Source organism: Cryptosporangium sp. NPDC051539 (assembly GCF_044454545.1).
Classification (GTDB): domain Bacteria; phylum Actinomycetota; class Actinomycetes; order Mycobacteriales; family Cryptosporangiaceae; genus Cryptosporangium.
The window spans coordinates 170244-190787 of sequence record NZ_JBITDV010000004.1 but is presented as its reverse complement, the minus strand read 5'-3'; the positions used below and the strand labels follow the sequence as shown (position 1 = coordinate 190787).

General features: G+C 68.8%; 21 protein-coding genes. 16 read left to right on the top strand and 5 right to left on the bottom strand.

What is annotated here, in order from left to right; translation table 11 throughout:
- Window positions 1–268 precede the first annotated feature (268 nt).
- The 5 genes from cobI (at window position 269) to ACIBZJ_RS14510 (ending at window position 4526) form a co-directional block, all read left to right on the top strand.
- Complete coding sequence (cobI, locus tag ACIBZJ_RS14530; protein WP_395929463.1) at window positions 269–985, top strand: precorrin-2 C(20)-methyltransferase; 717 nt, start codon at window positions 269–271, stop codon at window positions 983–985.
- On the top strand, window positions 982–1380 hold the full coding sequence (locus ACIBZJ_RS14525; RefSeq protein WP_395929461.1) for a cobalamin biosynthesis protein: 399 nt from the start codon (window positions 982–984) through the stop codon (window positions 1378–1380). The genes cobI and ACIBZJ_RS14525 overlap by 4 nt, the downstream gene beginning before the upstream one ends.
- Before the next feature lie 63 nt (window positions 1381–1443).
- The gene (locus tag ACIBZJ_RS14520; RefSeq protein WP_395930218.1) at window positions 1444–2571 is read left to right on the top strand and encodes a nicotinate-nucleotide--dimethylbenzimidazole phosphoribosyltransferase; all 1128 of its coding nucleotides are present in this window, start codon (window positions 1444–1446) and stop codon (window positions 2569–2571) included.
- On the top strand, window positions 2568–3812 hold the full coding sequence (cobA, locus tag ACIBZJ_RS14515; RefSeq protein ID WP_395929459.1) for a uroporphyrinogen-III C-methyltransferase: 1245 nt from the start codon (window positions 2568–2570) through the stop codon (window positions 3810–3812). The genes ACIBZJ_RS14520 and cobA overlap by 4 nt, the downstream gene beginning before the upstream one ends.
- A gap of 324 nt (window positions 3813–4136) precedes the next feature.
- Window positions 4137–4526 (top strand): hypothetical protein, encoded by a 390-nt coding sequence (locus tag ACIBZJ_RS14510; protein ID WP_395929457.1) that lies wholly within the window; start codon window positions 4137–4139, stop codon window positions 4524–4526.
- Window positions 4527–4634: 108 nt separating this feature from the next.
- Here ACIBZJ_RS14510 and otsB read toward each other — a convergent pair whose 3' ends face one another.
- Window positions 4635–5393: a trehalose-phosphatase gene (gene otsB / locus ACIBZJ_RS14505; protein WP_395929455.1), complete on the bottom strand. Its 759-nt coding sequence runs from the start codon at window positions 5391–5393 to the stop codon at window positions 4635–4637.
- Window positions 5390–6781: a trehalose-6-phosphate synthase gene (locus ACIBZJ_RS14500; RefSeq protein WP_395929453.1), complete on the bottom strand. Its 1392-nt coding sequence runs from the start codon at window positions 6779–6781 to the stop codon at window positions 5390–5392. The genes otsB and ACIBZJ_RS14500 overlap by 4 nt, the downstream gene beginning before the upstream one ends.
- Window positions 6782–7188: 407 nt before the next feature.
- On the opposite strand from ACIBZJ_RS14500, the gene ACIBZJ_RS14495 reads away from it, so the two are divergent.
- The 7 genes from ACIBZJ_RS14495 to ACIBZJ_RS14465 all read left to right on the top strand — a co-directional run bounded on the left by ACIBZJ_RS14495 (window position 7189) and on the right by ACIBZJ_RS14465 (window position 14294).
- Window positions 7189–8541, top strand: coding sequence for an ABC transporter substrate-binding protein (locus tag ACIBZJ_RS14495; protein WP_395929450.1), 1353 nt, complete (start codon window positions 7189–7191; stop codon window positions 8539–8541).
- A gap of 92 nt (window positions 8542–8633) precedes the next feature.
- The gene (locus tag ACIBZJ_RS14490; RefSeq protein WP_395929448.1) at window positions 8634–9608 is read left to right on the top strand and encodes a carbohydrate ABC transporter permease; all 975 of its coding nucleotides are present in this window, start codon (window positions 8634–8636) and stop codon (window positions 9606–9608) included.
- Window positions 9605–10558, top strand: coding sequence for a carbohydrate ABC transporter permease (locus ACIBZJ_RS14485; protein ID WP_395929446.1), 954 nt, complete (start codon window positions 9605–9607; stop codon window positions 10556–10558). Before ACIBZJ_RS14490 ends, ACIBZJ_RS14485 begins: the two co-directional genes overlap by 4 nt.
- 176 nt (window positions 10559–10734) lie before the next feature.
- The gene (gene ettA, locus ACIBZJ_RS14480; protein WP_395929444.1) at window positions 10735–12405 is read left to right on the top strand and encodes an energy-dependent translational throttle protein EttA; all 1671 of its coding nucleotides are present in this window, start codon (window positions 10735–10737) and stop codon (window positions 12403–12405) included.
- Between the two features lie 54 nt (window positions 12406–12459).
- Window positions 12460–12864 carry an acyl-CoA thioesterase gene (locus ACIBZJ_RS14475; protein WP_395929442.1) on the top strand — a complete coding sequence of 135 codons (405 nt, stop codon included), beginning with the start codon at window positions 12460–12462 and terminating at the stop codon, window positions 12862–12864.
- Window positions 12861–13466, top strand: coding sequence for a hypothetical protein (locus ACIBZJ_RS14470; protein ID WP_395929440.1), 606 nt, complete (start codon window positions 12861–12863; stop codon window positions 13464–13466). The genes ACIBZJ_RS14475 and ACIBZJ_RS14470 overlap by 4 nt, the downstream gene beginning before the upstream one ends.
- Window positions 13467–13832: 366 nt before the next feature.
- Window positions 13833–14294, top strand: a complete 462-nt coding sequence (locus tag ACIBZJ_RS14465; RefSeq protein ID WP_395929438.1) for an HIT family protein — start codon at window positions 13833–13835, stop codon at window positions 14292–14294.
- Here the strand turns inward: ACIBZJ_RS14465 and ACIBZJ_RS14460 are convergent.
- A complete protein-coding gene (locus tag ACIBZJ_RS14460) occupies window positions 14285–15052 on the bottom strand; it encodes a hypothetical protein (RefSeq protein ID WP_395929436.1) in 768 nt (255 codons plus the stop codon). The two genes, ACIBZJ_RS14465 and ACIBZJ_RS14460, sit on opposite strands and share 10 nt — an antisense overlap.
- Before the next feature lie 310 nt (window positions 15053–15362).
- Here ACIBZJ_RS14460 and ACIBZJ_RS14455 point away from each other — a divergent pair, with 310 nt between their 5' ends.
- The 4 genes from ACIBZJ_RS14455 (at window position 15363) to ACIBZJ_RS14440 (ending at window position 18412) form a co-directional block, all read left to right on the top strand.
- Complete coding sequence (locus tag ACIBZJ_RS14455) at window positions 15363–16052, top strand: hypothetical protein (RefSeq protein ID WP_395929434.1); 690 nt, start codon at window positions 15363–15365, stop codon at window positions 16050–16052.
- Window positions 16052–16708: a (d)CMP kinase gene (locus tag ACIBZJ_RS14450; protein WP_395929432.1), complete on the top strand. Its 657-nt coding sequence runs from the start codon at window positions 16052–16054 to the stop codon at window positions 16706–16708. The genes ACIBZJ_RS14455 and ACIBZJ_RS14450 overlap by 1 nt, the downstream gene beginning before the upstream one ends.
- A 104-nt stretch (window positions 16709–16812) precedes the next feature.
- Entirely contained in the window at window positions 16813–17799 is a 987-nt protein-coding gene (gene thiL, locus ACIBZJ_RS14445) for a thiamine-phosphate kinase (protein WP_395929430.1), read from the top strand.
- On the top strand, window positions 17786–18412 hold the full coding sequence (locus ACIBZJ_RS14440; RefSeq protein ID WP_395929428.1) for a class I SAM-dependent methyltransferase: 627 nt from the start codon (window positions 17786–17788) through the stop codon (window positions 18410–18412). Before thiL ends, ACIBZJ_RS14440 begins: the two co-directional genes overlap by 14 nt.
- Before the next feature lie 7 nt (window positions 18413–18419).
- On the opposite strand, the gene ACIBZJ_RS14435 is transcribed toward ACIBZJ_RS14440, so the two are convergent.
- The gene (locus ACIBZJ_RS14435; RefSeq protein ID WP_395929426.1) at window positions 18420–19979 is read right to left on the bottom strand and encodes a glycoside hydrolase family 13 protein; all 1560 of its coding nucleotides are present in this window, start codon (window positions 19977–19979) and stop codon (window positions 18420–18422) included.
- Between the two features lie 116 nt (window positions 19980–20095).
- The gene (locus ACIBZJ_RS14430; RefSeq protein ID WP_395929424.1) at window positions 20096–20518 is read right to left on the bottom strand and encodes a globin; all 423 of its coding nucleotides are present in this window, start codon (window positions 20516–20518) and stop codon (window positions 20096–20098) included.
- Window positions 20519–20544: the final 26 nt, after the last annotated feature.

The following is a 20544-nucleotide window of genomic DNA, read 5'->3' as shown; positions in this document are numbered from 1 at the left end:
CGGACCGCCGACGCGGCGAGCGATGCGCCGACCGAACCGGCCGTGCCGGTCGCGGCGAGCGACGCGCCGACCGAACCGGTCGAGGTGGAAGCCGAGGCGGTGGAGCAGCCGGCCGACGCGAAGCCGGACGACGACGAGAGCGATAAGAAGGACGAAACGGAAAGTTCTACCCGCGTGTCGCAGAGCGACGGTCCGGCGCCCGCAAAGGATCCCGACGGATCATGAAAGCTCACCGGCCAGGGTCGAGCCGGGCTGGGAGGAGCAACGGATGAAGCTGATCGGCGTCGGGGTAGGACCGGGTGACCCGGAGCTGGTCACGGTCAAGGCGGTGCGGTTGATGCGGGCCGCGAACCGGGTGTACGTGCCGGTGCTGTCCGCCGACGAGACCGGGTACGCGGAGATCACCGTGCGCACGCACGTCGACCACGACCGGATCGAGCGGCTGGTGTTCGCGCCACCGTCGCACCCGGACGAGCCGGACGCCGCGGCCGAGGCGGTGGCGCGCTACCTGCACGGGATCGGCCCGCACGGCTCGGCGGTCTTCGCCACGATCGGCGACCCGAACGTCTACTCGTCCTTCACCGCGCTGGCGTCCGCGGTGCGCTCGTACCTGCCCGAGGTCACGGTCGAGACCGTGCCCGGGGTGACCGCGGCGCAGGACCTGGCCAGCCGCTGCCGGGTGCCGCTGGTGGAGGGCGGCGAACCGCTGACGCTGCTGCCGCTCGGCGAGGGCGTCGGCGGACTCTCGGACGCGCTCGACCGGCCGGGCAGCGTCGTCGTCTACAAGAGCGGGCGGCACCTGATCGGCGTGAAGGAAGCGGTTCGGCGAGCCGGCCGGCTGCACGGCGCCCTCTACGGCGCCCGGCTCGGGCTGCCCGGCGAGGTGGTCCGCCCGCTGGCGTCCGCCGACGGCAACACCGCGCCGTACCTGTCGTCGGTCCTGGTCCCGGCGCGGCGGACCGGTGTGCGGAGCGGAGCCCAGTGAGTGCGTTAACGGTCTACGTCGTCGGCGTCGGAGCGCGACGGGGAGCGTCGGCCGCCGAGGTCGGCGCGCTCGTCGACAGCGCGCTCGCCGAGGCCCGGATCAGCCCCGACGCGGTGGCCCACCTCGCCACCGTCGACACGAAGGGCTACGAGGAGGGCATCCGGACGGTGGCCGCCGACCGCGGCTGGCGGGTCGTGACCTGGCCTGCGGCGCGGCTCGCCCAGGTCCTCGTGCCCACGCCGTCCGCGTTGGTCGGTGAGGTCGCGGGGACGTCCAGCGTGGCGGAGGCCGCGGCGATGCTGGACGCGGTCGGACGGCAGACCGGGACGCTCGTCGTGGAGAAGCGCCGGTCGGCGGTCGCGACGGTCGCGGTGGCCGCACATCGGAGTAGCTGAGATCACGCCGGGGAGGGGCGGGAGCAGGCCCCGGCCCCGGCAGTGCACGATAAAGGCATGAGCCTGTTGACCGAGACGCTCGCGGCGATCCGCCCGGCGGAGGCCGATGCCGCCGCGCAGGCCCGTGACCGGCAGGCTCGGATGACCAAACCGGCCGGGTCGCTGGGGGTGCTGGAGGATCTCTCGGTCCGCCTCGCGGGTCTGGCCGGCGAGTGCCCGCCGCCGGTGCCGGAGCCGGCCGCGGTCGCGGTGTTCGCCGGTGATCACGGGGTGCACGCCCAGGGCGTGACGCCGTGGCCGCAGGAGGTCACCGGCCAGATGGTCGCGAACTTCCTGGCCGAGGGGGCGGTCGTCAACGCGTTCGCCGCGCAGATCGGCGCGTCGGTGACGGTCGTGGACGTCGGCGTCGCGGCTCCGCTGCCGTCGGCCGGGGGCGGCCCTCGCTTCCTCGACCGGAACGTTCGGCGGGGCACCCGGGACATGACGGTCGAGGCGGCGATGACCCGCGACGAGGCCGTGGCCGCGCTGGAGGTCGGCATCGCGGTGGCGAACGACCTGGTCGACGCCGGGAACCGGGCGCTGCTCACCGGCGACATGGGGATCGCGAACACCACCGCGTCGGCGGCCCTGATCGCCGCGTTCACCGGTGCCGACCCCGCGGCGGTGACCGGAGCCGGCACCGGAATCGACGCCGAGACCCTGGCCCGCAAGACCGACGTCGTCCGCCGCGCGCTGGCCGCGCACGGCCTCGCAACGACGCCCGAGGGCCCGGCGACGCCCGGCGGCCCGGCGACCCCCAGCGGCTCGGCCGCGCCCGGCGTGGCCGACCCGATCGGCACGCTCGCCGCGATCGGCGGGCTGGAGCACGCGGCGATCGCCGGGTTCGTGCTCGGCGCCGCGGCCCGCCGGGTTCCGGTCGTCCTCGACGGTGTGATCGCCGGGTCGGCCGCACTGGTGGCCGCGGCGCTCGCGCCCGCCGGCCTCGACGCGATGGTCGCCGGGCACCGCTCGACCGAACCCGGCCACGGCGTGGCCCTCACCCACCTGGGCCTCACCCCGCTGGTGGACCTCTCGCTCCGGCTCGGCGAGGGCACCGGCGCGGTGCTCGCGCTGCCGATCGTCCAGGCCGCGGTACGGGCGCTGCGCGACGTCGCGACGTTCGACTCGGCCGGCGTGACGGAGAAGCAGTGACGTACCCGGTCGGTCTACGTCTCGCGGGCCGGCGGGTCCTCGTCGTCGGTGGCGGAACCGTGGCCCAGCGACGCGTGTCCGGCCTGCTCGACGCCGGTGCCGTGATCACGCTGGTCGCGCCGGACGTCACCCCGGCGCTGGACGCACTGGCCGCGGCCGGACGCCTGACCTGGCAGCCGCGCCCGTACACCGACGGCGACGTCGACGGCGCCTGGTACGTGCTGGCCGCCACCGACGACGCCGACGTCAACGCCCGGATCGCCGACGCCGCCGAGGCCGCACACACGTTCTGCACCCGCGCGGACGACGGCACGGTCTCGAGCGCCTGGACGCCCGCGGTCGGCAGGCACGGGCAGCTCACGGTCGCCGTCCACGCCGATCGCGACCCCCGCCGGGCCGCCCTGCTCCGGGACGCGCTGGTCGAGCGTCTCTCCGACGGTTCCCTGGACGCCGCACCCCGGCGCGGCCGCGGCCCGGTGCCCGGCGTCGCGCTGGTGGGTGCCGGACCCGGTGATCCGGAACTGATCACGGTCCGGGGCCGGCGGCTGCTCTCCCAGGCCGACGTCGTGGTGGCCGACCGGCTGGCGCCCCAGCTGCTGCTGGACGAGCTGCCCTCGCACGTCGAGGTCGTGGACGCGTCCAAGGTGCCCTACGGCCGAGCGATGGCGCAGGAGGCGATCAACGAGACGCTGGTCTCCCGCGCGGTCGCCGGGCAGTTCGTGGTGCGGCTCAAGGGTGGCGACCCGTTCGTGTTCGGGCGGGGGAGCGAGGAACTGGAGGCCTGCCTCGCGGCCGGGGTGCCGGTCGAGGTGGTGCCGGGCGTGACGTCCGCGGTGGCGGTGCCGTCGTCGGCGTGGATCCCGGTCACGCACCGGGGGATCGCCCACGAGCTCGTCGTGGTCTCGGGGCACGTGGCACCCGAGGACCCGCGCTCGCTCGTCGACTGGGCCGCGCTCGCCCGCCTCAAGGGCACGCTCGTGATCCTGATGGGCGTCGAACGGTTGCCGGCCATCACGGCCGCACTGATCGCCCACGGACGCCCGGCCGTGACGCCCGCCGCCGTGATCCAGGAGGGCACCACCGGCTCGCAGCGGCAGGTGACGGCGACGCTCGGCACGGTGGCGGCCGACGCGCTCGCGGCCGGGCTGTCGCATCCGGCGATCTGTGTCGTCGGCGAGGTCGTGGCAATCGGTGAACGCCTGAACAAAATGTTTTTGCCGTTTGATTCCGGGAAATCATGAAGCTTTTCCGCTGACCCGGCACCGGCTTCTTCCGGTGCATTCCCCGGCCGATAGGCGGCAATGGCCGCACGGGTGTTTTACGTTGCTTTGTCCGATTCGGCGGTGCATACTCTAGGTAGCACGAACCCGGTCGCGCCGCCCTCCAGTGTGGTGGCGACCGGCGGACAGATCGCTCGCGCAGTGCGGAAGCCGCCGTTCGACGTCCGATCCGGAGTGGACCCCAACGGTGGCAGCTCCTTTGGCGCGAATCTCTATTCGCAGTTGAGCGAGCTTTTCGCTGCGCACATCGATAAATGCCGTTCACTCGAAAGGAGGTCTTTCGCCTTGTTCACCAAGTTCGTTCGCGGTGCACTTCTCGCAGGCGTCGCGACCGCCAGCCTGGCCACCTTCGCGACGCCCGCGTCCGCGACGACCACGACAGAAGCCAAGGCAGTGGTTCAGGTTGCTGCCCCGGCCCAGGCCACGGCCGCCGCGCCGGCCGCCACCAAGGCGGGCGTGCAGACGAACCGCCGCCACCACTACCGGTACTGCGACGGACGTCGTGGTGGCTACCGTTCGTACGGTTGCCGCTACCCGGACTGGCTGCGGTACCCGTGGGCCGGTGACTACTACTACGGCGGGTCGTACTACTACTACGACGAGCCGGACTTCTACTGGTACAGCCCGTACAGCTACGGCTGGAACGGCTACCCGTACACGTACTGGGGCTACTGAGTCAGCCGGGACGCTGACCCTGGGTTGAGGCCGGACCGCCACCCGGCATACCAGGAGCGACCCAACCGTCGCCCCGCTCCACTTCGGTGGAGCGGGGCGACGGTCGTGTCAGGTCCCGACGTTGAGGCGGCGCTCCTCGGCCAGCAGCGCGAACACCCCGGCCATCTGCTCGGGGTCGTCGACCCGGTACCCGGCCGCGGTGTCGCCCGGCCCCACCTTGATGCCGACGTCACCGGGGCGCAGCACCGCGAACGCCTTCTCGTCGGTCACGTCGTCGCCGGCGAACAGCACGACGTCGGCGGCGGTGCGGTCGCGCAGGACGTCGAGCGCGGTGCCCTTGCTGGTCTCGACGACGGCCAGTTCGAGCACCTTCTTGCCCGCTGTGGACTGCACGCCGGGCTCGCGGCCCAGAGCGTCCGCCACCTGGATCAGCAGCTTCTCCCCGGCGTCCGGATCGGCGTTCCGGACGTGCACCGCGACGCTCGCGATCTTTTCTTCCAGTGCGGCGCCCGGGACGGCCGCCACCATCGGCCGCAGCTCGGCGAGCAGGCGCGCGCGGAGCGCTTCGGCCTCGGGCGGGATCGCGAAACCGTCGTCGAACTCGACCCCGTGCGTTCCGACCAGGAGTGCCTCGCCGGCCAGCCCGGACAGTCGGGAGAGGTCGACGAGCGCGCGGCCGGAGAGCAGCGCGACCGAGGTCGAGGGCAGCGCGGCGAGTTCCTGCAACGCGTCCACCGAGGCCGGTAGCGGGAACGCCCTCGCCGGGTCGTTGACGATCGGTGCCAGCACGCCGTCGTAGTCGGTGGAGACCAGAAGCGTCCCGGCGGCGGCGAGCCGGCCGACCGCGGCGCGGAGATCGTCGTTCACGCGTCGATTCCCAGGGCGTGGAGGAAGTCGCTGGCCCACCGGGAGACGTCGTGTTCGGCGACCTGGCGGCGCATCCGGCGCATCCGCCGCCGGGCGTCGGCCGGGTCGGCGTTGATCGCCTGGATCACCTTGTCTTTGACCCCGTCGATGTCGTGCGGGTTGACCAGGTAGGCCTGACGCAACTCGGCCGCGGCACCGGTGAACTCGCTGAGTACCAGCGTGCCGCCGTGGTCGACGCGGGCCGTGACGTACTCCTTGGCGACAAGGTTCATGCCGTCACGCAGCGGCGTCACCAGCATGACGTCGGCCGCCCGGTAGAACGCGGTCAGCTCCTCGCGGCTGAACGACTGGTGCAGGTAGTGCACCGCGGGCTGGCCGACCATGCCGTAGTCGCCGTTGATGCGTCCGACCTGGAGCTCGATCTCGTCGCGCAGCACCTTGTAGTGCTCGACCCGCTCGCGGCTGGGCGTCGCGACCTGGACCAGCGCCACGTCCGGAACCGCGAGCGTGCCGTCTTGCAGCAGCTCGTGGAACGTCTTGAGCCGGGTGCCGATGCCCTTGGTGTAGTCGAGCCGGTCGACGCCGAGCAGGACCGTCTTCGGGTTGCCGAGCTCGTCGCGGATCTCCGCCGCGCGCTTGGCGATGCGGTCCTCACGGGCGATCGCGTCGATGCGGGCGAAGTCGATCGAGATCGGGAACGCCCGGGCGCGGACCGTGCGGCCCTCGAAGTCGACCTCGCTGCCGCGGGGCTTGAGGTCGAGCAGCCGGCGCGCCAGACGCACGAAGTTCGCGGCGCCGCCGGGCAGCTGGAACCCGATCAGGTCGGCGCCCAGCAGCCCCCGGACCACCTGCGTCCGCCAGGGCAGCTGCATGAACAGCTCCTGCGGCGGGAACGGGATGTGCAGGAAGAAGCCGATCCGCAGGTCGGGTCGCCGCTCGCGGAGCATCTGCGGCACCAGCTGGAGCTGGTAGTCCTGCACCCAGACGACGGCACCCTCCGGCGCCGCCTCGGCAGCCGCGTCGGCGAACCGCCGGTTCACGGTGACGTAATCGTCCCACCAGCTGCGGTGGTACTCGGGCTCGGCGATGACGTCGTGGTAGAGCGGCCAGAGCGTGGCGTTGGAGAAGCCCTCGTAGTACGAGTCGACCTCGCGGGCCGAGAGCGGTACCGGGTGGATCTGGATGCCACCGGCCTCGAACGGCTCCGGCGCGTCGCCGGCGTCGCCGGACCACCCGACCCAGACACCCTCCCGCTTTCGCATCACCGGCTCGAGCGCGGTGACCAGGCCACCGGGACTGGGCTTCCAATTGACGGATCCGTCGTCTCTGACCTCGCGATCGACGGGCAATCGGTTGGCGACGACGACGAACGAGCTGCGGTCCGACACGGGCGAAACCCCCTCGGGTTGTCCGTACGAGCGTCATCCTATCGGGCTTCGTACATGGTCAAACCAGAGCCACGAGCCTTACCGATGACCCTCCGGGAGGGATCAGTCACGTTCTGTACGGCTGTGCCCCCGGAGTCCGGTAGCGGACGGTCGGTTACCCGCTCTCCCGCGTCGCGAACCTCTCACGATTCAGTTCACGGACCACCCGAACCCCCCGTTTCCGGGGCCAGGGTTCCGTCGCTTCCCGATCGTTACCTGTTTGATCTCCGAGGATGTTGCGCTCGAGTTACGAAAGCGCTTTCATCGTTCCACCGCCCGGGGGAATTCGAGGCGTAGGTCACACGGCAGCCGGTGGAGCGGCTCGCTGTGCGTTACGCCGTCCCTCGCCGAGAAGGAGGTAACAGACGATGGTGTTTGGTGTGCCGCGCCGACGAGCCTTAACACAGGCCGTCGCGACGGTGGGAGCGGTGCTCCTCCTCGCAAGCTGCAGCACGAGCGGCTCGTCGGGGGCGGACAAGGACTCCGCCGAGTGCGCGCCCTACAAGAAGTGGGCGCAGGACAGCGACGCGACCGTGACGGCGTACTCGTCGATCCGTGACGTCGAAGCGGACCGGCTGGAAGAGTCCTGGAAGCAGTTCGAGGACTGCACGGGCATCACCATCGAGCACGAGGGCTCTGGTGAGTTCGAGGCCCAGCTGAACGTCCGGGTCGACGGTGGCAACGCCCCCGACCTGGCATTCTTCCCGCAGCCCGGCCTGCTGGCCTCGCTGGCCAAGGCCGGCAAGGTCAAGCCCGCGCCGGCCGCGGTCGAGACGTCGGCCAAGGCGAACTACTCCGCCGACTGGATCAACTACGGCACGGTCGACGGCAAGTTCTACGCCGCCCCGCTGGGCGCGAACGTGAAGTCCTTCGTCTGGTACTCGCCCAAGACGTTCAAGGACAAGGGCTACACGATCCCCACCACGTGGGCCGAGATGATCGCCCTCTCCGACAAGATCGCCGCCACCGGTGAGAAGCCGTGGTGCGCGGGCATCGAGTCGGGAGACGCGACCGGCTGGCCGGCCACCGACTGGCTCGAGGACGTCCTGCTGCGTACCGGTACGCCGGAGGACTACGACAAGTGGGTCAAGCACGAGATCCCGTTCAACTCGCCCCAGATCTCGGCCGGCTTGGACGAGGTCGGCAAGATCCTGAAGAACCCGAAGTACGTCAACGGCGGCTACGGCGACTCCAAGAGCATCGTGACGACCTCGTTCCAGGAGGGCGGCCTGCCCATCCTCGAGAACAAGTGCACGCTGCACCGCCAGGCGTCCTTCTACGGGGCTCAGTGGCCGGAAGGCACGAAGGTCTCCCAGGACGGGGACGTCTACGCGTTCTACCTGCCGCCGATCGACGCCTCGAAGGGCAAGCCGGTGCTCGGTGCCGGTGAGTTCGTCGGCGCGTTCTCGGACAAGCCCGCGGTCCAGGCCGTGCAGGAGTACCTCTCCACGCCGGAGTGGGCGAACAGCCGGGCCAAGATCGGCGACGGCGGCTGGATCAGCGCCAACAAGGGCCTGGACGTCAACAACCTGAAGAGCCCGATCGACAAGCTCTCGGTTGAGATCCTGCGTGACCCGAAGGCGGTCTTCCGTTTCGACGGCTCGGACCAGATGCCGGGTTCGGTCGGCGCGGGTTCGTTCTGGAAGGCGATGGTCGCTTGGCTCAACGGCGGCACCACGAAGTCGGCCCTCGACTCGGTCGAGAAGAGCTGGCCGAAGTAATCCACGGGGTCGGTTGATTCCGACCTTTGGCCCGGGAGACGGTGTGATGCCGCCTCCCGGGTCTTCCTTGCATCGGAGGAAGGAGTGGGGCCGTGGACAACTTCATCGACTGGGGCCCAAAACTGTTCAACGCCCTGCTGGTCGTCGCCGTCTTCGGCGCGGTCATCGGGCTTCTTCTCATCGTGGTCGACCGGGCGCCCAAGCGCGGTCACGACCGGTACCAACTGGCGCTCTTCCTGCTGCCGGCCGTCTTCATGCTCACGGTCGGCCTGCTGATCCCGGCCGTGCGTACCACCGTGCTGTCGTTCACGAACGCGGCCGGTGACTTCGTCGGGTTCGACAACTACGGCTGGCTGTTCAGCGAGGACGAAGCGCTCACCACGATCCGGAACACGGTCATCTGGGTGGTGCTCACGCCGATCCTGTCGACCGGCGTCGGCCTCATCTACGCGATCCTGATCAACGAGGCCCGTACCGAGGCGCTATCGAAGTCGCTGGTGTTCATGCCGATGGCGATCTCGTTCGTCGGTGCAGGCATCATCTGGAAGTTCATGTACGCCTACCGGGGTGGCGGCTCGGACCAGATCGGTCTGATCAACCAGATCATCGTGTGGTTCGGCGGCGAGCCCAAACAGCTGCTGCTCGATCCACCGGTGAACACGCTGCTGCTGCTCGTCGTCATGGTCTGGATCCAGGCCGGGTTCGCGATGGTGGTGCTCTCGGCGGCGATCAAGGGCATCCCGACCGACATCATCGAGGCCGCCCGCATCGACGGTGTCAACGCCTGGAGCATGTTCTGGAAGGTCACTCTGCCGTCGATCCGCGCCTCGGTGATCGTCGTGCTGTCGACGATCACGATCGCGGTGCTGAAGGTCTTCGACATCGTCCGGACGATGACCGGGGGTAACTTCGACACCAGCGTCATCGCGAACGAGATGTACACCCAGGCGTTCCGCTTCCGGGAGCCCGGCCGCGGTGCCGCGCTGGCGGTGTTCCTGTTCGTCCTGGTGATTCCCTTGGTCGTGTATCAAATCCGGATTCTTCGTCAGCGGGAGGAGACCCGATGACCGCTATTGCCACCGCGTCGGGTTCGCAGCCCTCGGCGGTACCCCTGGTCGAGCCGATGGCGGCCCGGGTCAAGAAGCGGATGACGTCCCGGACGGCGTCGGTCGTCTCGCTGCTGATCGCGGTGCTCTGGACGATCCCGACGTTCGGTCTGTTCCTCTCGTCGTTCCGGCCCGAGCGCGAGATCAAGACGACCGGGTGGTGGACGGCGTTCACGAACCCGTCGTTCACGTTGGAGAACTACCAGAACGTGCTGTTCGGTACGTCGTCCACGCAGCTGGCCAGCTATTTCGTCAACTCGATCGTGATCGCGGTCCCGGCGACGATCTTCACGCTGACGCTGGCCGCGATGGCGGCGTACGCACTGGCCTGGATCGACTTCAAGGGCAGGCACTGGGTCTTCATCGGGATCTTCGCGCTGCAGATCGTGCCGCTGCAGATGGCGCTGATCCCGCTGCTCCAGTTGTTCTCCAACGGTGCGCACATCGGCTCGTTGACGATCGTGCCCGATCTGAACCTCACCGGTTCGTTCGCGACGGTCTGGCTGGCGCACACCGCGTTCGGTCTGCCGCTGGGGACGTTCCTGCTGCACAACTTCATCTCCGAGATTCCCAAGGAGATGGTGGAGGCGGCCCGCGTCGACGGTGCCGGCCACGGGGCGATCTTCCGGAAGCTGATGCTTCCGCTGATCACTCCGGCGCTGGCCTCGTTCGGCATCTTCGAATTCCTGTGGGTGTGGAACGACCTGCTGGTCGCGCTCACGTTCACCGGGGGGACGAAGGAGGTCGCGCCGCTGACGGTGCGGCTGGCGGAGATGGCCGGTTCGCGCGGTGACCGGTGGGAACGGCTCACCGCGGGTGCGTTCATCTCACTGGCGATCCCGCTGATCGTGTTCCTCTCGCTGCAGAGGTATTTCGTGCGGGGTCTGCTGGCCGGAGGACTGAAGGGCTGACCCCGGAGCGCCGGGTCCAGCACCGTGGGCCCGGCGCTCCGTCGCGTCCGCCGGAATACGGGGACGTGGCGGAGCGCTCTTCCCGTGTATCCGTCCTGGGGACGGCGATTTCGCCGCATCGATCAGACCTGGGAGGATGAAAGGACGTACGCGATCCGCGGAGGAACGACCCCCTGATGGCCCAGTACATTTACACGATGCGCAAGGTGCGCAAAGCGCACGGCGACAAAGTGATTCTCGACGACGTCACGTTGTCGTTCCTGCCGGGCGCGAAGATCGGCGTCGTCGGTCCCAACGGCGCCGGCAAGTCGACCGTCCTCAAGATCATGGCCGGGCTGGAGACCGCCTCGAACGGCGACGCTCTGCTGGCCCCCGGCGCGACGGTCGGCATCCTCTTGCAGGAGCCGCCGCTGAGCGAAGACCTCAACGTCCGGGAGAACGTCGAAGAGGGCGTCGCCGAGATCCGCGCGGTGCTCAAGCGGTACGACGCGGTCAACGAGGCGATGGGCGAGCCCGACGCCGACTTCGACAAGCTGCTGGCCGAGCAGGCCGAGCTGATGGACAAGATCGAGGCCGCCAACGCCTGGGAGCTCGACTCCCAGATCGAGCAGGCGATGGACGCGCTGCGCTGCCCTCCGGGCGACGCCGACGTCCGGGTGCTCTCCGGTGGCGAGCGGCGCCGCGTCGCTCTGTGCAAGCTGCTGTTGCAGGCGCCTGACCTGCTGCTGCTCGACGAGCCCACGAACCATCTGGACGCGGAGAGCGTCCTGTGGCTGGAGCAGCACCTCTCCAAGTACGCCGGCGCCGTCCTGGCCGTCACCCACGACCGGTACTTCCTCGACAACGTGGCCGAGTGGATCCTCGAGATCGACCGCGGCCGGACCTACCCGTACGAAGGCAACTACTCCACTTACCTGGAGAAGAAGGCCGAGCGGATGAAGGTCGAGGGCCAGAAGGACGCCAAGCGCGCCAAGCGGCTCAAGGAAGAGCTCGAGTGGGTCCGGTCGAACGCGAAGGCCCGCCAGGCCAAGAGCAAGTCGCGTCTGGCCCGGTACGAAGAGATGGCGGCCGAGGCTGACCGGCACCGCAAGCTCGACTTCGAAGAGATCCAGATTCCGCCGGGCCCGCGTCTGGGCCAGGTCGTCATCGAGACCGACAAGCTCACCAAGGGTTTCGGCGAGCGGGTCCTGATCGACAACCTCAGCTTCACGCTTCCCCGCAACGGCATCGTCGGCATCATCGGCCCGAACGGCGCCGGTAAGACCACGCTGTTCCGCACGCTGATGGGCGAGGAGAAGCCCGACAGCGGCGCGGTCAAGATCGGCGAGACCGTGCAGATCTCGTACGTCGATCAGGGCCGTGGCGGCATCGACCCGAAGAAGACGCTGTGGGAGGTCGTGTCCGACGGGCTCGACTACATCCAGGTCGGCAAGGTCGAGATGCCCTCCCGCGCGTACGTCAGTGCGTTCGGTTTCAAGGGTCCCGACCAGCAGAAGCCGGCCGGCGTGCTGTCCGGCGGTGAGCGCAACCGGCTCAACCTGGCGTTGACCCTCAAGCAGGGCGGCAACCTGCTGCTCCTGGACGAGCCGACCAACGACCTCGACGTCGAGACGCTTTCGTCGCTGGAGAACGCGCTGCTGGAGTTCCCCGGCTGTGCCGTGGTCATCACGCACGACCGGTGGTTCCTCGACCGGGTGGCGACGCACATCCTCGCCTACGAGGGTGACTCGCAGTGGTACTGGTTCGAGGGCAACTTCGAGTCGTACGAGAAGAACAAGGTCGACCGGCTCGGCGCCGAGGCGGCCCGCCCGCACCGGGTCACGTACCGGAAGCTCACCCGCGACTGATGTCGTCGGGTTCGGCTGCGTGTTCGCCACGCCCGCCCGGGACGGAGTAGACGGGTGCCGCGGTACGTCAAGGAGTGCCAGGTCCGCTGGTCGGACATGGACGCGTTCGGTCACGTCAACAACGCCCGGTTCCTGACGCTGTTCGAAGAAGCCCGGACGGCCCTGATCCTCGACGGGGGAGAGGCGCTGTCCGGGCTTCTCGACGGCTGCGTGATCATCCGGCACGAGATCGACTACCTGCGGCCGGTGACGTACGCGCGGGAGCCGATCGCGATCGCGTGCTGGGTCACCGAGGTGCGCCACGCCAGCTTCGGCGTCGGCTACGAACTGTTCGATCACGCGGGCTCGCCGGCGGCCCGGGGAGTGAGCCGGTTGAGTCCGGTCTCCCTGCCGTCGGGGCGCCCGCGCCGGCTCGCGCCCGAGGAACGGGAGTTCCTCGACGCCTGGCTCGGGTCATGAGCTCCGCGCACGTCCCGGCCGATCAACGGCGGGACGTGGCCGTGTTCCTCGGGCGGATCGTGCGGCTCGACCCTGGGGCGCTGGTGCGGGTGCGCCCGGCCGGGGCGTCGCACCTGACGCTCTGGGCGCAGTTGCCGTTCGACGTCCTCGCGGCGCGCACGGTGGCCGGCACCTGGCCGGACGACGTGACGCTCGGAGCCTCGGCGTTGCTGGAGGCGGTGCCGGTCGGCGCCGGCGGCACGGTGACGTTGCCCCGGCGCCGGGACGCCGACTGGCGCGGCTCTCTACCGCCCGACCGCGGGTGGCACCCCCTCGACACCGTGCCCGTCGACGTCGTGCGAGGTCTGATCGCCGCAGGCCAAGAGGCCTTCCAGCGCAACCCCGAAGCGGGCGAACTGTTGCTCGATCACGAGACGCTCCGCGTCGTCGGGGACGTGCACGAGACCACGGTCCCGTTCCGGCTACTGGTCGCCCTGGCCCGGATGGCGTTCCTGGGTGAGCGCGATGTCACGGTCGCGGTCGTCGGCCCGTGGCTACGCCTGGCGGCCGAACACGGGATCGTCTATCGGCGGAAACCACTGGCCAGCGTTGCGACGCTGTAGGGCCGGAGTGTTTAGCGGGGCCAGAAGTCGTCAGCCCACGAGTCTTTGTGTGATATCCACAGTGTTCGACAAGCGCTGGTGTGGCTCCTGTACCCGCGTGTACCGTGCTGTAATGCAGACGAGACGGGTTCCGGCTAGTCAGGCCTGTTTGTCCGATGGCGGAACGTTCCCGTTTCCTCACGAAACCTCTATCGGGTGGAACTCGATCGACCTGCGACGGCGTGTGGCCGTTGCAGGACCAACGGCCCGGACGGAATCCGCTATTCTGGATCAGTCCAGTTCCGGGCGATAGCCAACACTTCACTTCCGTGGCCTGCGAAAATAGCCCCGGTGGGGCAAGTGTCATCGAGAACGGGAAGCCGAGGAATGTCGCCGGACTGCATCTTCTGCAAACGAGATGACGCGGAGCTGCACCGGATCGTTGTCGAGAACGAAACGTGCTATGCACGGTACGACAACTTTCCGGCGTCGGACGGCCATGTCGAGGTCGTGCCGAAGCGCCATGTCGTTTCTTATTTCGACTTGACCGAGCGAGAACTCGTGGATGCCCACCGCCTGGTCCTCGCGGTACGCGATGTGCTCGCAACAGAATTCGCGCCGGACGGCTTCACCATCGGGATCAACGAAGGCCGCGCCGCCGGGCGTACTATCGATCATCTGCATATTCATCTGATTCCGCGCTACCTGCGCGACGTCGCCGATCCGCGTGGCGGGGTACGCAAGGTCGTGCCAGACCGGTGGAACGCGGATGATTGGGCCTCCCCGGCGGCGTCTACCCAGGTGTTCGCCGCCACGGCAGCCGGCGGGGAGAGAAGCAGTCAGAGGTAAGGCAAGTTCTCGTCGCCGATCTCCGCGCACAATGCGTTGATCTCGTGCCAGAGTTCCGGTGTGTCGAGCGATGAATATCCGTGGCTGGCGTCGACGCTGACGCAGCCGACGAATTCTCCGCCACCGTCGCGGATCGGGCTCGCGAAGACCGCGCCCCGATGTTTGACCCGGTTGAAGTCCTCCCAACTCAGGCCCATCACGGCATCATCGCCTTGCTGGGCTCGGTAGTCGGCGAAAGCTTTCGAGTTGGTCAGCCTGGCCGACAGTGCCGTCACATCTACTGATGTCTCCTCGTTTCGCTTCCAGGAGAGGCCGACGACGCCCATGCCCCTGGTGGGCTTGAAGGTGCGTGTAGCGGGGGTGCTTCCGAGCCGATAGGTCGCGAGGCGTATCAGTCGGGGCCGCCACGGTGGGCGGATCATGCGCCCGACCCGCCACACGTGGAGTCCCAGGTCACCGGGATCGATCCCGGCGTTCGACCGGAGAGCGATCGCGATCAGCCGTCCGAAGTGACTGAGGATCTGCTGGCGAAGCAGGTCCTTCCGTTTCGCTTGTCGGCGCAGCGAAACCGTGTGGAAGGGAGTCAGCGCGCCGAACAGGCCTATCGTCAACGTCAAGGTGATGACGACGTAACCCTGATCGATCGGGATGTCATCCCAGAACGCCCGGCTGGGCGCTCCGTATTGGCGGGCCGCGAGGCCGACGGTGGCGACGAGCAGGACGAGTCGATCGACTGTTTGCGCGGTCCGAGGGCGCATTCTCGGATGCTAACTAATTGGTGCATGTTCCGGTGGTCGTCGATGTGGATGATGCCCTCGGATCGTTCGCCGGGACGCGCATGGGCCACTCGGTTGATGGACCTCCTGTGCTGCTTGGGGTGCAGAGTCCTCAGTCGGATTCCGTGTCGGATGTGAGCAGTCGTGGGGCCGAACGGCATCACGATGCTCTTGACGGGTGCTTTCTAGACGTCGGTAACAGAGGGATTTGAATATCGGCCGGTGCAGGTCCTTTTCGGATCTCCGGCCGGACGGTAAATTGTCGCGAAAGTCGGGCGGGTGGGGAGGGGCCATGCCGGATGCCGTCCAGTGTGTGGGGGCTGATCTCTGTGACGAGTTGCGGGGCTCGTCTGATACGAGTTTTACTTTGACTTACGAGGGAGACCCGCCGAGTCGGGATCTCGGTGGCACACCGTCGTTCCGGATCCTCGCTGATCTTTCCCCGTTGTGCGTGGGTCACTTGCTCGTTGTTCCGCTCGAGCATCGCCTGAGCTTCTCGTCATTGGTGGTGAGCCATGGCGACGAGTTGTCGGAGCTTCTCGACCGTGTCCTGCCGCGCTATCGGGCGACCTTCGGCCAACTGGCCATCCTGGAGCACGGTTCGTCGTCCGAGATGGAAACATCGGCGTGCGTCACGCATGCACATTGGCACCTGTTGCCCGTACCCGTGCATCGAATCAACGCCTTCCTCGTCGAGGACGGACTCGTGCCCACGCGGCTGGACCAGATCTCTGATCTGGCCCGCTACGCCGGGTCGTCCTACTTCTTTTGTTCAGACGGATCGATCGGCTCCGTCTACGGCGTCGGCCGGAAAATGCGCAGCCAGTACCTCCGGTCGATCGCCGGACGGCAGCTCGGTATCGAGGATCCGTTGTGGGACTACTCGATGGTGGTTCGAAAGGAAGACCTGCGCACCACGATGGTGCGAGCTCGCGGCCTGACCGGCCCCGGCGTTGGATCCCGACAACCGAAAGGGCTCTGATGCAGCCCCTGTCGATCTCTATTGACGGCCCGACGGCCAGCGGGAAGACGACGCTGGGAAGCGCGCTCGCCGCTCACCTGGGTGCAGCGTTCCTGGACACGGGTCTTACCTTCCGGGCGTTGGCCTACGCCTTGGCCAAGGATGTGGTCCAGCCGACCGACGACTGGCGCTCGTTCATCGAGCACCGGCCGATGAGCCCACCCGACCCCGCCGGCGTCACCGAGCACGAAGCCATCCTCTACGACGGGCGCGACATCACCGGCGACATCTGGGACGCCTCGCTCGATGCCGATCTGAAAAAGGTCGCCGCGGACGAGCGATGGCGGGACGAGATTCTCCGGCTGCATCGCGACGCGGTCGCCGATCATCCGCGGATCGTCGTGGTCGGGCGTGACGTCGCCCTCACCCTGCTTCCCGGTGACGCTCTCTGGATCTACCTGACGGCGAGCCTCCCGATCCGACGGGAACGACGCCGTGCGCAGTACGCGACCTACCCGGCCCGTTCGATCGCCGTCGGACCGGAGACACCGCGTGATCAGGCGACCAGAGCGGCGATCAAGGCGAGGCCCGGGGCACTGGAGATCGACTCCACCGGGTTGCCGCCCGACGCCGTGTTCTCCCGTGTGCTGCGAGGGCTTCCGGGGAACCGGGGATGACCGCCGCCGGCGCATACTCCGACGAGCCCGCTCGGGTGGAGGCCCTCGTCCGCACCTTTCTCTCGGGGCAATCGGGTTCGGCCGTCGCTGACGAGGCGAGCCAGGTGGTTCTCACCGTCGGAGCGGACCGACGGGACGACTGCGCTGTGTACGACATCGGCGCGCCCGTTACCCTCGTCGTCGGGTCGGACTACGTCCGCGGCCCGAAATTCGTCCTCCACGAACTCGGCTATCTGACGGACTACGACATCGGGTACTACCTGGTGGCCGCGAATCTGAGCGACATCGCCGCGATGGGCGCGACCCCGATCGGGGTGCTCAGCGTGGTCCGGTATCCGAGCGCACTGGACGACGAGGGCTTCCGGACGGTGATGGCCGGGATCCACCAGGCCTGCACCGACTACGGAACCTTGAACGTGGGCGGGGACATCGGATCGGCCGAGCGGCTCATCCTGTCCGGCACCGCCATCGGGGTGGCGAGCCCGCAGCGCGTCCTTCTGCGTTCGGGGGCCCGCCCGGGTGATCTCTTGTGCGTGACCGGGGCGTGTGGCCTGCTCGGAGCCGCGGTCGCCTACTTCCCGAAGCGGGCCGCGAACGGATGGGCCCTGGATCCGGCCACCGAGGCGCGTCTGCTGGACGGATGGAGGCGACCCAGAGTGCGGATCGCGGAGGGACGCGTGCTCTCGCGGCGTCCGTATGCGACCGCGTGTCAGGACACGTCCGACGGATTGAAAGCGACGATCGAGCAACTCGTCCGGGCCAGCGGTGTCGGGTTCCGCGTTCAGGGGGATCGAGTGCCGATCGATCCGGCGGTCGCCGAGGTTGCCGAGCTACTGGGTGTCGAGCCGCTGGCGTTAGCCATGAGCGCCTCCTCGGACTTCCAGCTCGCCTTCACCGTCGATCCAGCGTTGATCGGGTCTTGCCGGGACGAGTTCGACCGCGAAGGCCTGGCGTTCGACGTCATCGGTGAGGCAGTGACGGGTGATCGGGCCGTCGTCGTTTCCGGAGGTTCGACGCGTCCCCTTCCGGGCGTCGCCTGGCGCCACCAGCAGTCCGACATCAGTTCGCTCGTACCGGATGCGCAGCCCTGACGACAGCTGCGACTCGATCTGCCGGGTCGTCCGCAGCACGTACACCCGGCATGCCGACGAATACGTGCGCGGCACCAGTAGCTATTCGTCGTTCCCCGGGCTCGAAGACGAGGTGCGGGGTTTCCTCGCCGCGGCCCCCTCGGGACGGGTCCTCGACCTGGGCGCGGGTTCGGGGCGAGATTCGAGGCTCGCCGTGGAAGCCGGGCGCCGGGTCCTGTCGTGCGACGCGTCGATCGGGATCCTGCGGTCGCGCTTCGCGGACCGGGCAGGCAGCCCGGTATGCGGCGACGCGCTGAGGATCCCGTTCCGATCGGGATCCTTCAGCGCGCTCATCGCCAGCGGCGTACTACTTCACCTTCCACGGCGGTGTTGCCAACCGGCGTTGGAGGAGATCCGGCGCGTACTGACCCCGGACGGAAGGGCGTTCGTCAGCATGAAGCTCGGACGGGGGGAGGGCTGGCGGACCACGCCGAGATTTCCGCATCCACGGTGGTTCACCTATTACCAGGTCGCTGAGTTCGGCGAGATGTGCGAGCGCGCGGGATTGCTGGTGTCCGCGACCCTGTCCGGAGACCGGGAGGACTGGTTCACGGTCACGCTCGTCCAGCGATAGGAGCAGCTCAGATCAGCCACACCGTCGCGTCGCCGGGGAGCTTGCCGTCGACCAGCGGGACGCTGGAGAGCAGCACGGTGCGGTCGGGCGGAACCGCCACCGGGTGGTTGGTGAGGTTGACCAGGCAGACCAGCCCGCCGTCGCGCGCGAACGCGAGGCACCCGGGCGGCGCCTCGAGCCAGGTCATGTCGCCGGAGAACGCCTCGTGCGTCTTCCGGAGCGCGATCGCCTCCCGGTAGAGCGTGTGGTTCGAGCCCTCGACCCCGGCCTGGGACGACACCGCCAGCGGTGACCACCCGGCCGGCTGCGGGAGCCAGGTGTCGACCGGCTCGGGCGAGAACCCGTACGGCGGCTCGCCGGGCGTCCAGGGCATCGGGATCCGGCAGGCGTCCCGTCCGCGGACCGTGTGCCCGGACCGCTCCCAGGTCGGATCCTGCAGCACCTCGTCCGGCAGTTCGACGTTCGGCAGGCCGACCTCGTCGCCGTAGTACACGTAGACGACGCCCGGAAGCGCGAACGTGAGCATCGCGGCCGCCCGGGCGCGACGCTCACCGACGAGGCCTTCGCCGAACCGCGAGACGTGCCGCACGATGTCGTGGTTCGACCACACCCAGCACGGCGGCGCGGGCGTGCCGCGCACGGTGTCGAGCGAGTCGTCGATCGCCTTGTGGAGCTCGTCGGCGCGCCAGCGGGCCTGCACGAGCACGAAGTTGAAGGCCAGGTGCAACTCGTCGGCGCGCAGGTAGAGCTTGAGCCGCTCGACGTCCTGGACCCAGATCTCGCCGACCGCCATCGCGTCCGGGTACTCGTCGAGGATCTTGCGGATGCGCCGGTGGATCTCGTGGACGCCGTCGAAGTCGAACCGCGGCTGGCTGGCGCCGTCCAGGGTGTCGGCTTCGGCCGGCATGTCCGGCAGGCCGGGCGGCTTGGCCAGCCCGTGGGCGACGTCGATGCGGAAGCCGTCGGCGCCGCGGTCGAGCCAGAACCGGAGCGTCTTCTCGAGGTCGGCCATGACCTCGGGATTGTCCCAGTTCAGGTCGGGCTGCTCGGGCGCGAACAGGTGCAGGTACCACTGCCCGGGCCGGCCGTCGGCCTCGATCACCCGGTGCCAGGCCGGACCGCCGAAGACCGACGTCCAGTTGTTCGGCGGTTCGGCGCCGTCCGGGCCGCGGCCTTCCCGGAAGATGTAACGCTCCCGCTCGTGGCTGCCCGGCGGGGACGCCAGCGCGGCCTTGAACCACTCGTGCTGGTCGGAACTGTGGTTCGGGACCAGGTCGACGGTGACCTTGATGCCGAGCTCGTGGGCGTCGGCGATCATCGCGTCGAAGTCGGCGAGCGTGCCGAAGACCGGGTCGACGCCACGTGGGTCGGCCACGTCGTACCCGTGGTCGGCCATCGGGGACCGGTAGAACGGGTTCAGCCACAGAGCGTCGACGCCGAGTTCGGCCAGGTAGGGCAACCGGGATCGGATACCGGCCAGGTCGCCCACGCCGTCACCGTTGGAGTCGGCGAAACTTCGGACGTAGACCTGGTAGAAGACCGCGTCGCGCCACCACGTGCCAGCCAAGATCGACCCCCAGGGTTACCGAATCGTTTCAGAGAACCCCATGCTGCCGAGCGGTTCATCGGCCCGCAAGGGGCAACCTGAATGGGCGTCACGTTGACTACCCCGGCAGGCTCGGCTCAAAGCTGCGGCGCGCGTCCCTGCTGGAGATCTTCGAGGTGGTTCACCATGAAGTCGGCCGCGCGGACGAAGTACTCCCACATCGCGGCGTCGTACTCCGGTGCGAGCGCGACCTCGTCCATCGCGTTGCGCATGCAGCGCAGCCAGGCGTCACGCTCGGGGATCCCGACCCGGAACGGGGCGTGCCGCATCCGTAGGCGCGGGTGCCCGCGCTGCTCGGAGTACGTGCGCGGGCCGCCCCAGTACTGCTGCAGGAACAGGCGGAACCGCTCCTCGGCCGGCCCGAGGTCTTCCTCCGGATACAGCGGCCGCAACACCGGGTCGACGGCGACGCCACGGTAGAACGCCGCCACCAGCGTCCGGAACGTCTCGCCCCCGCCGACCGCCTCGTAGAAGTCGACGGACGGGCCTGGAGCAGTCATACCTCCATCCTGCCACTCGCCTCCGA

Excerpts from the sequence above, each read along its gene's own strand:
- cobI (WP_395929463.1), top strand. The coding sequence starts at position 269 with ATGAAGCTGATCGGCGTCGGGGTAGGACCGGGTGACCCGGAGCTGGTC.
- ACIBZJ_RS14495 (WP_395929450.1), top strand. The coding sequence starts at position 7,189 with ATGGTGTTTGGTGTGCCGCGCCGACGAGCCTTAACACAGGCCGTCGCG.
- ACIBZJ_RS14485 (WP_395929446.1), top strand. The coding sequence starts at position 9,605 with ATGACCGCTATTGCCACCGCGTCGGGTTCGCAGCCCTCGGCGGTACCC.
- ettA (WP_395929444.1), top strand. The coding sequence starts at position 10,735 with ATGGCCCAGTACATTTACACGATGCGCAAGGTGCGCAAAGCGCACGGC.
- ACIBZJ_RS14470 (WP_395929440.1), top strand. The coding sequence starts at position 12,861 with ATGAGCTCCGCGCACGTCCCGGCCGATCAACGGCGGGACGTGGCCGTG.
- ACIBZJ_RS14465 (WP_395929438.1), top strand. The coding sequence starts at position 13,833 with ATGTCGCCGGACTGCATCTTCTGCAAACGAGATGACGCGGAGCTGCAC.
- ACIBZJ_RS14460 (WP_395929436.1), bottom strand. The coding sequence starts at position 15,052 with ATGCGCCCTCGGACCGCGCAAACAGTCGATCGACTCGTCCTGCTCGTC.
- ACIBZJ_RS14455 (WP_395929434.1), top strand. The coding sequence starts at position 15,363 with ATGCCGGATGCCGTCCAGTGTGTGGGGGCTGATCTCTGTGACGAGTTG.
- ACIBZJ_RS14450 (WP_395929432.1), top strand. The coding sequence starts at position 16,052 with ATGCAGCCCCTGTCGATCTCTATTGACGGCCCGACGGCCAGCGGGAAG.
- ACIBZJ_RS14440 (WP_395929428.1), top strand. The coding sequence starts at position 17,786 with ATGCGCAGCCCTGACGACAGCTGCGACTCGATCTGCCGGGTCGTCCGC.
- ACIBZJ_RS14430 (WP_395929424.1), bottom strand. The coding sequence starts at position 20,518 with ATGACTGCTCCAGGCCCGTCCGTCGACTTCTACGAGGCGGTCGGCGGG.